Here is a 14,712-nt window from a genome sequence, read left to right on the forward strand (position 1 = left end):
CTTTTGAGTCTTGAAATCTTAAAAACAAATAAAAAAGGACACACCTATCGCATATGTATGCGTAGGTGTGTCCTTTTGCAAGATAGTTTTAGAAGTATTTTGTTACTTTCATCATATCACACTTCTTATTAATTTTATATATGAAATTTAAGATTTTACGATATTATTTCTTTTTCTCATGTATAAACATAATGCGTTGTTTTTGTATAACATAGCTTAATTTTGCATCAAGTTTTTCTTCATTATTCCTATTTTCAAAACTTGAAATTGTATTGGTCATATTCTTTTCTAATAACCTTTTTTATTTCGTGCTAGTTATTTTCTTTTTCAACATAATGTTATTTTTCTTTTATTTTGGGTAAACAAATATTACGGGTAGAAAAACGAAAAACTTCTCTTATTCTAAAATAATTCCCTTGACACAAAGATACTGTCTCGTACAAGCATTCAACTTAATAAATATGTTTTAGGAAGGTTAGAAAAATGGATATTTTATTAGCGATTTTACCAGCCTTATTTTGGGGAAGTATTGTACTCTTCAACGTTAAACTAGGAGGTGGTCCTTACAGTCAAATACTTGGGACTACCCTTGGCGCTTTAGTTTTTTCTATCGGTGTTTATATTTTTATAAAACCCGTTTTGACGCCCGTGGTGATAATTATCGGGATTATATCTGGCCTATTTTGGGCATTAGGACAAGCCAATCAATTGAAAAGTATTGATTTAATTGGGGTTTCTAAAACAATGCCTATTTCAACAGGGATGCAATTAGTTTCGACTACTTTATTTGGGGTCATTGTATTTCATGAATGGTCAACAACAACATCTGTTGTATTAGGTGTTCTGGCACTTCTTTGTATCATAATCGGAATCGTTCTCACATCTCTCCAAAGCAAAGAGGAGAAAAACGATGAACAAACAGGAAATTTCAAAAAAGGGATTGTGATGTTATTAATTTCAACTCTTGGTTACTTAGTATATGTGGTAATTATCCGCCTATTCGGTATAGACGGATGGTCAGCGTTATTACCACAAGCCATTGGTATGGTGTTAGGTGGAATTCTACTAACCTTTAAGAATCAACCACTTAATAAATATGCGATTCGCAATATTATTCCTTGTTTAATTTGGGCAGCAGGAAATATGTTTTTATTTATTTCCCAGCCGCGTGTAGGGGTGGCAACAAGTTTTTCCCTTTCCCAAATGGGGATTGTGATCTCAACTTTAGGTGGAATTTTTATATTAGGTGAAAAGAAAACAAAACGACAATTTATTGCGATTGTCATTGGAATTATCTTCATTATTGCAGCTGGCATTATGTTAGGAATTGCTAAAGGATAAAAAGGAGGAAAAAATTATGTATACAGATTTAAAAGGGAAAGTTGTTGTTATTACAGGTGCATCCACAGGATTAGGAAGAGCGATGGCAATTCGTTTTGGAGAAGAACAAGCCAAAGTTGTAATTAATTACTATTCAAACGAATCAGAAGCAAATGAAGTAGTACAAGTAGTTAAACAAGCAGGTGGAGAAGCGATTGCAATAAAAGGAGATGTAACAGTTGAATCAGATGTTATCAATCTCGTTCAATCTGCTGTGAAAGAATTTGGTACACTGGATGTCATGATTAATAATGCGGGTATTGAAAATTCAGTACCTTCACATGAAATGCCATTAAGTGATTGGAATAAGGTAATTGCTACGAATTTAACAGGGGCTTTCTTAGGGAGCCGGGAAGCAATTAAATATTTTGTTGAGCATGATATTAAAGGTAGTGTTATTAATATGTCAAGCGTTCACGAGCAAATTCCATGGCCATTATTTGTACACTATGCAGCAAGTAAAGGTGGTGTTAAGCTAATGACAGAAACATTAGCACTAGAATATGCACCAAAAGGAATCCGTGTAAATAATATTGGGCCTGGTGCTATGAATACGCCGATTAATGCTGAAAAATTTGCGGATCCAGAAAAACGTGCCGATGTTGAAAGTATGGTTCCTATGGGATATATCGGAGAACCGAAAGAAATTGCAGCGGTAGCAGCATGGCTTGCTTCTTCACAAGCGAGCTATGTAACAGGTATTACACTGTTTGCTGATGGTGGTATGTCGCTATATCCATCTTTCCAAGCTGGACGTGGTTGATTGATATATAACTAAATTAGTTACTTTCAATATGTTTAAATGCGGCAGTTAGCTTTTTTATTGAATAACTTTTTAATTATTCGTGACATCACATACATTTTGTAAAAAATACACTTTTCTTTCTGTAGAATTATAAGAAAGGATAATGTTATTTTAGGTTTACAATTTCGCTTTAGTTAAATGCAGATGGGTAAAGAAGCCCTATTAAATTTAATATTATAATCAAAACAAAGGTATCCTTTATTATAAGGTATTCCTTTGTTCTGATTATATAGTTATCTATTTTCAATTTCCAAGTAGCCCATTTATATAGTATATTTATAGGTTACCTAGGATAAATTATAATATTATTTGAAATTAGTTTTCCTATAGGCTGTGTATGAGCGGCATCTTTGTATAATTGAACTATAATATCTGTAGTTTCTTTTTCGCGAACATTACCTATTTTTAGTTGTTTTATTGGAATTTTCCAAGAAAAACTTCCAACAGTTGTATCATGTGCTACAGACTCTAGGTCTCTATCTGATAAAGCCGTATCATAATACATGTTACTACAATTTCCTTCTGCCTCTAATTGCATGCCTACGGTTTTATTATTGGGCTTATATTCAGTTTGATCAGTATTTACCCTAGCTTTACAATTGTTACCTGCAGCTGTAACTTTATACCATCCTCCCGATGCAGCTTCAGCATTTCCTGATGTAATGAAAATACAACCAAACATAAAACTCAATCCCATTAAAACTTTCATATATTAGATGCCCTATTTAGTCATTCTTGGATCCGACTTTTACTAATAACCTTAACAAGTGGTTATTTGCATAATTAGACTATTGTATCCAAAATAAAAAAACACTATTCTTCCTTTATATTTCTACAGAGAGAAAGGCGTTTTTCTGGCAGATATTTCTCTAAACTTTTGAGAGAGATGTTAATGCAAGATTGTTATTCCCTATGTTCCTCTATCACCTTATAGTAATCAATTTTTTCTTCAATAAACATTATACTACTCGGAGTATACCGAGTGTATTTTTGTAAATAATAAGATTGTTAAATGTTAAATCGAGGAGGGTTTGTATGCAAGATCGTAAAAAATCTATAAAAAGTCCTGGTTCTGTTATGAAACCAGATTTTTCTGAAACAGATGCACAAAAAGTGAAACAAGAAATTCAAAATGATGTAAGAGCAGGACAAGGAGCAATGACTTCCCGAGAGGCAGGGGCAATGCGAGATTAAGAAAACACTCCTTATTGGTTTTTTCTTCTCTAGAACTTTAACCAGTAAGGAGTTATTCCAGAACTATTTTAGCTTTTTACGTTTATCATTTAGAACCATAATGCGTTTCGTTTGTAAATCATAGGTTATTCTTACATCGAATTTCTCTCCATTAAATCTCTTTTTTTAAACTAAGATTATTTTCTTTCAAATAATGTATTGCATCTTTGTTCACCGCTCGTAAATCTATACCTTGTTTCTCTGCTGCAAATGAACATCCACAATAACACTGACGGAAAACATCATATTCATTACACATTTCAATTGAACGTTGATATCCATTACTTTTCTTGAAATCACTTGGTAAATAACGAGAATCATAATTTTTTTGCACACCGATTCCAAGTTCATTTATTAATTGACTATTTTTATTTTTAGAAAGAGTAATAGCACTCCCGAAGTAATCAAAACCTTTTTCTTGTGCTACCTCAGCTGAACGATCCAATCTTATATCAAAACAAGCTGAACAACGAAGTCCACCTTCTGGCTCTTCTGCCAAACCTTCTTCTTTTACCATTTTAAAAAACACATTTGAACGGTAGTCATCCTCAAGAAATCCTACTGTGTGCCCAGTACGATCATTGAACTTTTCTACAAAAATCTTTTGTTCATTAGAGCGTCGCATATACTCACTTTTCGGATGAATATTCGAATTCGAGAAAAAAATCGTAATCTCTGCATGTTCTGCAAGAAATTCCAATGAAGCAGTACTACAAGGAGCACAGCATGAATGAAGTAACACCTTTGGTCTTTCGTTCCTTGCTTCCCAATCATTAATCATTTTTCTTAATACTTTATCATAATTTATTTTCTGATTCTTCATTTTCTTTAAATACGTTTCTACATCTAACACTTCTTTCACAACTAAACCTCCTGTTTATTTTATCACTTAAATTCATTAATAAAATATATTAATGTATTTATTTATCGATCGTAAAACGGTTCTTATGACCTTTGATGATGGCTAAAATAATATATGTATTCTATTACCTCTATTTCTAAAATAAATCCTTAATCCTTCTTTTTCATCACAAAATCTTTTGGGTTACCTTTTAACTGGTAATACTTCACGTTAAGACGAATAACTACTACGATGATTACCAAAAATCCTATTATATATAACATTGTTCCTTTCTCCGTTTCTTATTGTTTAGCGAACTTATTCTGTAAATACTTCACATGTTTATTTTCAGTATCCTTATCAGTAATATTTGCTTGCAAAATAGTCTGGTAAATATGCTCGACCTCGTCTTTTGTTAATTTCACATCAATATAGGATTCGATACATTTTTTTAGATCGTTATAATATAGGACATGTTTATCTTTAGAATGAACATTTACTCTTTTTAGGCTGCATTTTGGATGAAACGCTGCAATAGAAATACACGGCAGCTGTTGTTCCATCACCCATTCAATTGTTTTCATGTGCTTATAATTTTGTCTAAATGGATTCTGAAAAGAGTGTTTCTTTCTAAAAATACCTTGTGTCCATCTTGCTGCCTTCTCACTTCCATAAATCCGGCCCTCGTAGTTCTTCGTCTCTATAACAAATATACCTGTTTCTGCAATAACAATATGGTCAATTTGAGTTGTATCACCATACTCTGTATGAACCGCCACATCATGTAACACCCAATACCTTTCGTGATCTAATTTTCTTAATATACGTTTTACCATCTTTTCTCCAGCTCTTCCTTTCCATTTTGGAGCATGCTTTTTTACCATAATGTTTATCGGTATCAGAAGCACAATTAGAATTAATTCAAATATTAATACTTTCATAATTTAAGTCCCCTTTTCACATTCTTGTGTTTCTACGCATTAAACGATATACATGGGTTTCTAATCCTAAAATATAATATGAGATACATAAACCTTTTATCACCATCTCTATGAATCCTAATGCTAATGAAACAATGAGTCCGCCCCGAAATTGAAACGGTCTTGTCACCCTCCGATTCACTGGTTTTTCAATCACTCCAAAATTAGCCCAGGTTGGCAAACGCTTTTCTACATTCTTTATAGTGCCCATTAATCCATATTTCAATGACAAAATGAAACATCCAATTAGTAAATATATAATAGAAGAAAAATAGATAGATAAGCCCATAACAATAATTGTGAGCAGCCAACCTATCAAGATAGAATTACGTAAAGCGGTATATTCTGGATTTCTTTTCAAAACAAGCACTCCTATCAAAATAAATTAAGTTATTATTAAATACGAGGTATGAATTTCTAATTTAAATATTATTTTAGTTTCTATCTTCCTCGTCTGTTTTGTAGGCATACCAGCTCTACTACGAGGAGTGTTCATTCTACAAATGGAAATCCTTTACAACAAAAAACGATTAAAAATCGAACGAATTATCCCCTATGTCAGAGGAGATATTTGCAGAATATGAAAGGAAAAATCAGATGGGTAGATAAAAGGTACTGAATGAACATTCAGTACCTTTTGCATCTATATATATTTCTTTACATATTCGCAAATAACCATGGAGCCAGTACGGCTAACATACATAGTAAACAAGATCCCGTTATAACGCGATTAGACCAACGATAATACTCAGGTTGTTTTGTACTCTCATGAATTCTTCGTAAACGAATTCCTGCAATTAACATAAAGGGTGTAAAAATAAGTGCTGTTGCTTTAAACAGGTCTAAAAAATCCGTAAAAATGTTCATAAACGAAAATACATCCGAACTAAATAAGAAATATACACTTAATCTCATTGCCATCATACTAACGAACGAGAAAATCATACTCCCTGTTGCCCATTTCATCCATTGACCATTCTTTGTAATTAACGCCATAACCATGACAATAACACCTAATATGAAAGAGATAGAAAAGATATTTACCCCTACTTTAAAAGCTGGTGCATACATACCCTCAACTTTTTGTATAATTGATGACCCAAATGAATCGTCTTTCTCTGTCGTTTTTGTTCGATTGTTTAATCCTTCGTTAAAAGATGAAGAAACATCATTTCCTTTCAATTCATTAAAATCCACTTTTACAGATGCATGAGCTGTATGTAAAGGTATGAGTACTAGGATCATAAAAACAAATGTACATAAAACTCCAATCATCCCTTTTTCTCGCTTCACAACACATCACCCGCTAATTTTGGCTTAATGCTCTTTAATTTGATTTCATTTCCTTCTGCAACATAACGGAGATCTGCGGAATAATAGATATTGGCTTTTGTATATGCCCCCATAATCGCATTTGCAATTTCTTCTTTTTCTACTGCTACATATGTTTCATTTTCATTATAAAACTCTATTTCAATTCGATTAATATTATTATTTAATACTGTTATATGTAACTCTTTTAAGCTATTCAAACGATTTCCTAAACCACACACTAGCTTAAATACCTTACTCGCAAGTGTAGGTGGCTTAACATACGTCGTATTAAAATGAATCGTTTCATCATCTATAACACCATCTTCCTCGACTGCGCATGTCATAATGAAAGAATGATTTTGTTTTTCAATTTCTTGTAGACTTAACTTGCGATCAATGACATATTTCAGACTTGTTGATAGATTTTCTATATATTCATCCAGTTCAGTATTTGAAATTTTAACCTCTGAGAATTCTGGGAAAATCATGTAAGCGTGCATATTAGAACTACTTTTACTTACACGTAATACCTGTACCTGTTTCTTTTCATAGCGCACCGTTTGTTCCAATTTTTTTACTACATTGTTGCTTATATGATCTATTATCATATTTCATCAGCCTCCAGTAATTTTAATAAAATAATTTTTACAATCTCATGTATATAAAGCATTGCAATATTTTGCTGAGGTCTCGAAACTCATATTTTATGACTAATAATCACTTTAATCTTAAAACATCTTAATATTACAATGACGTACAGTGTTTCATTATAGTTGAATATTCTTATATGGTGAATCGTTCTGTTTCACTCATTTGCATAAAAATAAAAGGCTATTTTATCCTTATACAAATGAGTGAGAACATACTGTATTTCATGCTATTTATCTAAGAAAATTTAACTGGGAAATGGATGTTATACACTCCCTAGTCATCTATTGTTTGATTCAACTAATGTATAGAAAATAGGTGGATTCACCTCAAATTTTATATACATTCATATATTTTCTGGTATTATCCCTCCTTCTGTATAAATCCGATAGCACTTCTTATTAGATATCTTTATAAATAATGTTAATCCTTGTTCTCTTTCTGTCACTTTTGCAGTCCACTTTAACGCTTGTGCCTCTTCTACTTCTGATTTTCACTATTAACAAAAAGCACAATTGTTCAAGTTCTAGAAATGTCATTCATGTTCTCACTTAGCATTTACTTCTCCATCCAAATTCTTTTAGACCGATGTAACAAATAAATTGTAAACACTGACAGACCCTTTTCTAATGTAATTTCCTTTGTGAGAGTAGTAATACGCTCTTACTCCTTACTAATCATCCTGCATTCCCTTGGTCAGCAAGAAACAAGACGTTTCACCAATACATTTCCCCTCTCAATTATTCAAATGAATCGTACTTAAACTAGCCCTTTACGAATTTGTTTTTTTCTTTTTCTTCTATGTATTGAAATTAAATAAAATTTTTCCGCTAAATCATTTTTATATGCATAATCATCTACCAGATTTCTAATTGCAATAAAAAAGGAAGCTCCAAGTATTCATATCACTTAGTTCTTCCTTTTCCCCTGTATAAACTACCATCACATGATTTATATCGTAGTTCTTCATTTGCACTCCCTAATAACTTATCTATATCAATCAATATATCATCCGGCTCTTTAGATTACTCTTTTAGATCTACTAATACTATTCAAACATTATTTTATTTCATTTTGTTATGAATCATAAATAATCCCACCTGCAACTTGAAAACAACATAAAAAGGACTTCTTCAAGTCGATTAAAAATGTGCATAACAAAATAAGCTATATATGCACTAATCGGCTCAAAGAAGCCCTTTCAAAATTGAAACAAGAACACAACTTGCTTCTGCAACTCAACCACAACACATAAGGCGTGGGAATAAACGGAATTCAACAAATAACAATATACCTATATATTATACAATTTAGATTTTTGTATCAAGAATTTTTTTATTATCTTTAGTCATTTGTCAGATGTTATACAATCAATAGCATTATCTAATAAGTTAATTCCAAGATCAAATATTATAATATTAATAGTAATCACCAGTGAAGTTTTACTAATAATGATAAATAAAAGACGCCAACTAGCGTCTTTTATTTACTCTTCCATATTTTGATTTTTCAATAATTCAAATTCCTATCCATGAAATATACTTCTCGTACCATTTAGCTTTTTTAGTTTACACTTTACACTCTTTTTCTTCATCTCACTCTTGTATTTCTTCGTACATACGCTGTCTTTCTTTGTTAAGAGCTCTAACTTGATCGTAATCGTAATCAACCGATCCCCTTTCTCCTGTTCTACGTTGTATTTCTTCGTAAATACGCTGTTGCTCCTTGTAAGCTGCATCCCCCTGATCGTAATCAATTAATTCCTGTTCTTCGCCCCTAATTTGTCTTTTTCGCTCTTCTCTCTTTTGTTGTAGTTGATATCTTCTATATGCCTTCTTATCAGTAATTTTTTCACAGTCGTGCGCTAGCTCCTTCGTTTCGTCATGTCCATGTCCGCAAAAATCGTTTGGAATTATAGCACTAGATTTCTTAACAGATTCAGGATTAGGGTCTTCATGTTCTTTGCTAACCTTCTCATCTTTAACTGCAGTATTGCTAAGACCATCTTGCTCTTTGTTCGTTACATTTCTATTAGAATCAAACTTTATAGTCATCGAACCGTGTCCACCGTGACCTAAATATATATAGATAGAGAACAATTTAGTTGTTTCGCTGGATCCAGGCTTTCCTGCTATCTCTATGACTTTGTCCGCAGGCATTCCAACCTTGATTTGATTATACTGTTCTAGTGATACTGTTGATGCGTCCTCATGTACATCTTTATAATGCGGATATTTGTCATTAATTTCCTCATCTTTATTCTTAGATTCCTCCACTTGTTGTAGCTTTTTTTTCTTCTTAGGTTCTTCTGTATCCTCTTTGACCTTAGGCAGAGTGGACTTCTTCTCTACAATCTTAGGGGGATTAGACTTCTCTTCTTCGACCTTTGCGACTTCTATAGAGTCTTGTTCCTTATATGGCTTGTAATCCCCATCTTCCTTTGCAGAGCAGGCACTGAAAATTGATACAGACGTTGCACTTAATACAAGTAATTTCTTTAATAATTTCGTATTAAATTTCATAATATTATTCCCCCGTTACATATATTAAATTGCCTCCTCATGCTTCCTCCTATAAACGTTATCCTTTTCCTTCGCACATAGACTCACATATAACTTTGCGTAAGCCTCTTCGATATTCATTACAGATCACTTTTTGGCTGTAGTACTTGTACACCCCTATAACATTTCAAGTTGATTAGTGTAACCCACAAGTCAGCATCTTTCTCATTATTCGCACTCTATTTCTATCAAATGTCTTAATTACGTATCTTATGCTGCGGAAAGAATTGTATATTAAATGTACTTCGTTATTTACCTTACTCCATTAATCAACGGCTAAGCGTTCAATTAGTGATATGTAAATTTTTTATCTTTCTATTATATAAATTGCTGCATATTGCATTATTATAATATTATTTTAGCAAATATTGTTAATCTATTCAACGTTGATTTAAAGGTGTTAAAAAACGAATAAGTGGAATTCTTAACGAATAGAGATGAAATTTCGTTTGCTAATTCACGTAATTTTCACACATTAAAACGCTGCATGTTAATATTTGTTATATAATGAAACCAAGCCTTAAGTAAGATAGTTTCCCTGTTACGAGTAATGAGATAGTTTGTTTCACCTTTTTATATTATCTAAAAAAGAACTTGTAGTGATGCCTACAAGTTCTTTTTGCATTTTTTATCATTTTAACCAAGGAGACACCTACCAAAATGAAGGTGAATCAAATGATGATTAATAAAGCCTATAAATTTTGAATCTACCCACATCTAGCACGAGCAATTCTAGGCAACAAAGTTAATGTTATCTCTTTTCTATCAAGCGAAGGTTTTATAGTACCCTCAGAACGAAATTTTGTGCTAACTTTTACCCATCCAGCTCATTTTTTCGTTTTAAAATATTTCAAAATATGGGCTGGATGGGTACGTATAGTGACCTCCACTTAATTATCAGAAAAACCTTAGCCTCTAATTGCATACACGCTAATTACGATGATTTCCCAATTCCAGCACCATAATGAATCTCTCCTTCTCCTCTTTTCATCAGTATTGATAGGTAATAGAGGGACCAGTCACAAAAACAGGTTGTGAAGAAAGTCTTCTTCACAACCTGAGAGTAAGTTATATATCCAAATATGACCTGTTCTTTTAAGTAATTAGTCTTTTATAATCTGTTATAATCGATATAACTAGAGTCATAATAAATCCACTGACCTGTTCCAATTCTTAGCCAACCATTCTTTTCTTCATATACTGTAACTTTTTCGCCTTTACTTGTCTTTCTAACAATAGAATAATTTGTACCTGACCCGCTTCGAACATTTACCCCAATACCATTAATTTGAGCCGTTCCAACTACCTTTTCAACACTGCCATTTTCAATTACTTGTAGCATATTTAGAATGAATGTTGCTGTTTCACCACGAGTTGTTGTTCCTTTAGGGTCGTATTGATTTTCACCCTTACCTTTGACAATACCTAAGCCATACAATCTTTGTACATCTTCTTTATAGCTAATTTGGTCTTTGTCTGAGAATGGTAGGTTTACAACTGGTCCCCATATACCTTTATACTGTAAAGCCTTGTTTACAATAATTGCTGATTCTTCTCTTGTAATAGGTGTGTTTGGGTCAAAATAACCATCTCCTCTACCTTGAATGATACCTGCACTTGCAGTACGTTTAATACCATCTCGTAAAGTTGAATTTGCATCGTTTAGGTCTTTAAATGAAGCATCTCCAGCTGGCAGGTTTAGAGATTTAGAGATTAATTGAGCAAATTCGGCTCTTGTTATTGCTCTATTGGGTGCGAAAACTCCGTTTCCTTCCCCTATCATAATACCCCTTCTATTTAACTCTCGAATAGCTTCTTCATACCAACCTCCTGTAATGTCATCTTTTGGTTGATAAAGATTATTATAATATCCCTCAACGCTATTTACGAATACATCCCATTGCCCATTATTAATCATGTTAGCAGGGCAGATTTTACCGCTCCATTTTTGGTGTTTTACAATGTTATTTAACGGTACACCAGTTTCTTTCATTAAATAAGCTACAAGTTTCTTAGCGTTATCTACTGCTTTACTGTAGTTTCCGTCACTGTTAACTGCGATTTCAATTGCAATAGATTCTCTATTACCTGGACCATCACCGTCTCCTGCGTGCCATCCGTTCTCGTTTAATGGTAGATGTTGATAAATCTCTTTATCGTCTACTGTAAAATGCCACGATGCAGCTCGGTCCGTGTTACCTACTGCTTGGTTATATAGGTATTGAGCATGGTTTCTAGCACCTGCTCCTACACTTGTATTATCAGTCTCATGAATTGTAATATACTTTGGACTCATGTAGTTTTGAGGACGAATATTATCGTTACCTGCTGGAACAATCCATTCAGTGAATGGAACACCGTTTATTGTACTAGAGGTGCTAGGTGATATGGGAGACAGACTACGTTTTGTTCTGTTTGAATTGTTAGGAACAGTTAATGTGCCTGTTTCTTCATGAATACCCTCTGAGCGTTGAAGACTATCTGCTTTCTTATTGTCGACAGTACCTCCACCACGTCCGTCTACCTCTTCAAAACTAGCTTCAATACTTTTTAAAGCCTGTTCATCTGTTGTTTGAATTTGGTCTGTGTTCTCTTGCACTTGAAGGCTTGTAGATTGCTTATTGTTTACTGATTGTTGTTCCTCTGCAAACGATACCAATGGTGAAGATAATACCGTTAATCCTGCCGTGAATGCTACTACTTTTTTATTAAATTTAATGTTCATTTCTAATTTGGTATACCTTACTATTTTAATAGATATACCTTCCTCCTTGTACTTCTTTTAGTGTGAATGTTAGTTTAAATAATGGTAGCCTGAACCTTCAAAATGACGGATTGATTTTACATTTCATATGTCAAACCGACATCTATAAGTCCTACATGAAATGTCAGTACTTTAGAATTATAACACAGCACGGTTGCAATAATTCCAAGACTCTTGCAAGTAATCTCCTAATCTTCGACATGCTGATAGGATGACTCTAAAAAAGGGGCATTATCAGTATGGAAAAGGGAAATTTGTTTAAATGGGGCATTATCACAGCGCTATCAAGCTAAAGTTTTATAGCACCCATAAAGCAAAAAAATGTTATCCTTTCTGTAGAATTATAGGAAGGGATAGCATTTCTTTATGAATCTTTAAATGCTTACGTTTACTGAAGAATTACAGCGGCATATGCCTCCCCAGGTTCTACAAAGGACGAAGCACTTGATTATCAACATGATTGATGGCATCTAGTTTCTCAGGATAAGATTTTAAGAGTTCCTATTTCAAATGGTGAAGATTACACTATAGATGATAAATTTACAACTTCACTCTTATTATTCATCTGCATAGTTTATCATAATGGAATAGCATTCAAAAAATTCCCTAACAATATAAATCCCCCTCTCCAATTCCTTGAATCTGAGCAATCGGTACATCCTTACTGATTTTTTTGTTTTTATCGTCATCCTTTCAAATCATCTTCATATGTTGTATATAGATATCTCCTTTCGAATTGACAATGATGCCTCTTTCAAGTCCTTAATGTACGCCTTACAAAGAGCACTTTTGAAAAGTGCTCTTTGTACTTTGTAATACATTCAATCTATAATAAAGTAATTTTAATGTATGAATAATTTACACCTGCCTCTTTGTATGAATTGGAATTATTTGTACACACTATAATTGGAAGGCTTGAATCATTGTCATTGAAAAATGTTCAGCACTTATGTTCAGCACTTCCGCTCCTTAAGAGAACAGTCTACGCAACTGTTCTCTTTCCTTTTTTAACAAATATAACAGGACAAGCATAGTTAACTATCCTACGATCGATTGCATTGCAACAGTCTCAACGTTTCCTCAACAATTTCTCAATATTTTTCATGGACAATAGCACACTTCCTCACCGTTATTAATATCTTAATATTAAATACTGAAAGGAGGTGCTAAAAAATGACTTGGTTCATTATTTTAGGATTTATGCTTATTTTAAGTATAGGCAGCTTTCATACACATAGTATTCATATCATTTTCAAAATAGATTCAGACATAAAAGCTATGCCAAGTTGGTCTTTCATTAATAAAATAAACTTTCGAACATTTAAAGAATTTTTAAAAAACCCAAACAGGAATAAACTCAAAAGCCTTACCATAGGAGAGCTGTTTATCCCTTTAAGTCTATTCAATAAATTATTTGGAAAAACATTAATTTTTCTACTCCTATTCTTCTATTCTCAATACTTCAATTAAATATAATATGAGTTGAGTAAAAGAATAGCAGTCGCCAACCATAACAAACAACAGACCGTTTATTACAGACGGTCTGTTTTAAAACAAATTGACTATATCAACAGAATAAGGACACTTTAAATATTCATTATATTCTTATTATTAACGAAAAAAATGGTAGTAATAGGTGCATTAGCATATAGCACGAATAGTTTACATGCACCTCAACAATCTTCTTCTAATGGTGGAGATACACCAGCACCACCAATTCCTAGTGTCTCTGTAGAAGTATCTATTAATTAATGTAATACATTTTTCTTAGTTATAAAATCAGAAAATTCATTTTTTACAAAAATGTTGCATACACTGGATAGAATATTGAATCCTTAGTCCGAAACAAATTTGTTTTGGACTATTCACGTTACTATAATTGTACGTAGAATGATAGACTAAAACTTCCACTTAGTCTTGTTCTGTAATTTCTTCTCTTTTTGAAGTAAGGCCTTTAACTTTTTTAAATAATCGATTTCCATACGTAAACATTCATTTTCATCTTTTAATGTCTCTATACCCCCTTCAATAGTTGCATTATTTAACTTTGATCTTGCCTTTTCCATAACTGCCCACCTTTCTTCTTTTTATATGAGAATTCCACGCCTTTTAAATCATATATTTCCCTTTACCTACTAACTATTTCAATAAATTCTTTAACACAAGCAATTCATTTATTTCATTTG

Annotated in this window: 14 protein-coding genes and 1 pseudogene; 6 read left to right on the forward strand and 9 right to left on the reverse strand. The window is 32.7% G+C overall.

Features of this window, described 5'->3' with window-relative positions:
• The first annotated feature begins 483 nt into the window (after positions 1-483).
• Together ACTFRH_RS21400 and gdh are read left to right on the forward strand one after the other, a co-directional pair.
• Entirely contained in the window at positions 484-1,341 is an 858-nt protein-coding gene (locus ACTFRH_RS21400; RefSeq protein WP_440048811.1) for a RhaT/GlcU family sugar-proton symporter, read from the forward strand.
• Positions 1,342-1,357: 16 nt separating this feature from the next.
• Positions 1,358-2,143: a glucose 1-dehydrogenase gene (gene gdh, locus ACTFRH_RS21405; RefSeq protein WP_000287795.1), complete on the forward strand. Its 786-nt coding sequence runs from the start codon at positions 1,358-1,360 to the stop codon at positions 2,141-2,143.
• Between the two features lie 325 nt (positions 2,144-2,468).
• Here the strand turns inward: gdh and ACTFRH_RS21410 are convergent, their stop codons facing one another.
• The gene (locus tag ACTFRH_RS21410) at positions 2,469-2,894 is read right to left on the reverse strand and encodes a hypothetical protein (RefSeq protein ID WP_000866354.1); all 426 of its coding nucleotides are present in this window, start codon (positions 2,892-2,894) and stop codon (positions 2,469-2,471) included.
• A gap of 326 nt (positions 2,895-3,220) precedes the next feature.
• Here ACTFRH_RS21410 and ACTFRH_RS21415 point away from each other — a divergent pair, with 326 nt between their 5' ends.
• Entirely contained in the window at positions 3,221-3,379 is a 159-nt protein-coding gene (locus ACTFRH_RS21415; protein WP_001154001.1) for a hypothetical protein, read from the forward strand.
• 151 nt (positions 3,380-3,530) lie between these two features.
• Here ACTFRH_RS21415 and ACTFRH_RS21420 read toward each other — a convergent pair whose 3' ends face one another.
• The 7 genes from ACTFRH_RS21420 to ACTFRH_RS21450 form a co-directional block, all read right to left on the reverse strand.
• On the reverse strand, positions 3,531-4,271 hold the full coding sequence (locus ACTFRH_RS21420) for an epoxyqueuosine reductase QueH (RefSeq protein ID WP_033673528.1): 741 nt from the start codon (positions 4,269-4,271) through the stop codon (positions 3,531-3,533).
• A 290-nt stretch (positions 4,272-4,561) separates the two neighbouring features.
• A complete protein-coding gene (locus tag ACTFRH_RS21425) occupies positions 4,562-5,200 on the reverse strand; it encodes a nuclease-related domain-containing protein (protein ID WP_000866025.1) in 639 nt (212 codons plus the stop codon).
• Positions 5,201-5,216: 16 nt separating this feature from the next.
• Positions 5,217-5,600, reverse strand: a complete 384-nt coding sequence (locus ACTFRH_RS21430) for a hypothetical protein (protein WP_000828138.1) — start codon at positions 5,598-5,600, stop codon at positions 5,217-5,219.
• A 296-nt stretch (positions 5,601-5,896) separates the two neighbouring features.
• A complete protein-coding gene (locus tag ACTFRH_RS21435) occupies positions 5,897-6,532 on the reverse strand; it encodes a hypothetical protein (RefSeq protein ID WP_000817900.1) in 636 nt (211 codons plus the stop codon).
• The gene (locus ACTFRH_RS21440) at positions 6,529-7,161 is read right to left on the reverse strand and encodes a hypothetical protein (RefSeq protein ID WP_000582601.1); all 633 of its coding nucleotides are present in this window, start codon (positions 7,159-7,161) and stop codon (positions 6,529-6,531) included. Before ACTFRH_RS21440 ends, ACTFRH_RS21435 begins: the two co-directional genes overlap by 4 nt.
• Positions 7,162-8,796: 1,635 nt before the next feature.
• A complete protein-coding gene (locus tag ACTFRH_RS21445; protein WP_000671510.1) occupies positions 8,797-9,723 on the reverse strand; it encodes a hypothetical protein in 927 nt (308 codons plus the stop codon).
• Positions 9,724-10,873: 1,150 nt separating this feature from the next.
• Positions 10,874-12,487 carry an S-layer homology domain-containing protein gene (locus ACTFRH_RS21450; RefSeq protein ID WP_001021943.1) on the reverse strand — a complete coding sequence of 538 codons (1,614 nt, stop codon included), beginning with the start codon at positions 12,485-12,487 and terminating at the stop codon, positions 10,874-10,876.
• A gap of 464 nt (positions 12,488-12,951) precedes the next feature.
• Here ACTFRH_RS21450 and ACTFRH_RS21455 point away from each other — a divergent pair.
• The 3 genes and pseudogenes from ACTFRH_RS21455 to ACTFRH_RS21465 form a co-directional block, all read left to right on the forward strand.
• Positions 12,952-13,065 (forward strand): annotated as a pseudogene (locus ACTFRH_RS21455) (DUF3221 domain-containing protein); the annotation flags it as partial.
• Between the two features lie 634 nt (positions 13,066-13,699).
• Positions 13,700-13,996, forward strand: a complete 297-nt coding sequence (locus ACTFRH_RS21460) for a hypothetical protein (protein WP_000219743.1) — start codon at positions 13,700-13,702, stop codon at positions 13,994-13,996.
• A gap of 153 nt (positions 13,997-14,149) precedes the next feature.
• Positions 14,150-14,278, forward strand: a complete 129-nt coding sequence (locus ACTFRH_RS21465; protein ID WP_003301906.1) for a hypothetical protein — start codon at positions 14,150-14,152, stop codon at positions 14,276-14,278.
• 146 nt (positions 14,279-14,424) lie between these two features.
• Here ACTFRH_RS21465 and ACTFRH_RS21470 read toward each other — a convergent pair whose 3' ends face one another.
• Entirely contained in the window at positions 14,425-14,592 is a 168-nt protein-coding gene (locus ACTFRH_RS21470; RefSeq protein WP_000409540.1) for a hypothetical protein, read from the reverse strand.
• Positions 14,593-14,712: the final 120 nt, after the last annotated feature.

The organism is Bacillus cereus group sp. MYBK216-1 (assembly GCF_051916495.1).
In the GTDB taxonomy this organism is placed as follows: domain Bacteria; phylum Bacillota; class Bacilli; order Bacillales; family Bacillaceae_G; genus Bacillus_A; species Bacillus_A thuringiensis_K.

Bases quoted from the DNA above. Each gene is read 5' to 3' on its own strand.
- ACTFRH_RS21400 (WP_440048811.1), top strand. From the start codon at position 484: ATGGATATTTTATTAGCGATTTTACCAGCCTTATTTTGGGGAAGTATT.
- gdh (WP_000287795.1), top strand. From the start codon at position 1,358: ATGTATACAGATTTAAAAGGGAAAGTTGTTGTTATTACAGGTGCATCC.
- ACTFRH_RS21410 (WP_000866354.1), bottom strand. From the start codon at position 2,894: ATGAAAGTTTTAATGGGATTGAGTTTTATGTTTGGTTGTATTTTCATT.
- ACTFRH_RS21415 (WP_001154001.1), top strand. From the start codon at position 3,221: ATGCAAGATCGTAAAAAATCTATAAAAAGTCCTGGTTCTGTTATGAAA.
- ACTFRH_RS21425 (WP_000866025.1), bottom strand. From the start codon at position 5,200: ATGAAAGTATTAATATTTGAATTAATTCTAATTGTGCTTCTGATACCG.
- ACTFRH_RS21440 (WP_000582601.1), bottom strand. From the start codon at position 7,161: ATGATAATAGATCATATAAGCAACAATGTAGTAAAAAAATTGGAACAA.
- ACTFRH_RS21445 (WP_000671510.1), bottom strand. From the start codon at position 9,723: ATGAAATTTAATACGAAATTATTAAAGAAATTACTTGTATTAAGTGCA.
- ACTFRH_RS21450 (WP_001021943.1), bottom strand. From the start codon at position 12,487: ATGAACATTAAATTTAATAAAAAAGTAGTAGCATTCACGGCAGGATTA.
- ACTFRH_RS21460 (WP_000219743.1), top strand. From the start codon at position 13,700: ATGACTTGGTTCATTATTTTAGGATTTATGCTTATTTTAAGTATAGGC.
- ACTFRH_RS21465 (WP_003301906.1), top strand. From the start codon at position 14,150: ATGGTAGTAATAGGTGCATTAGCATATAGCACGAATAGTTTACATGCA.
- ACTFRH_RS21470 (WP_000409540.1), bottom strand. From the start codon at position 14,592: ATGGAAAAGGCAAGATCAAAGTTAAATAATGCAACTATTGAAGGGGGT.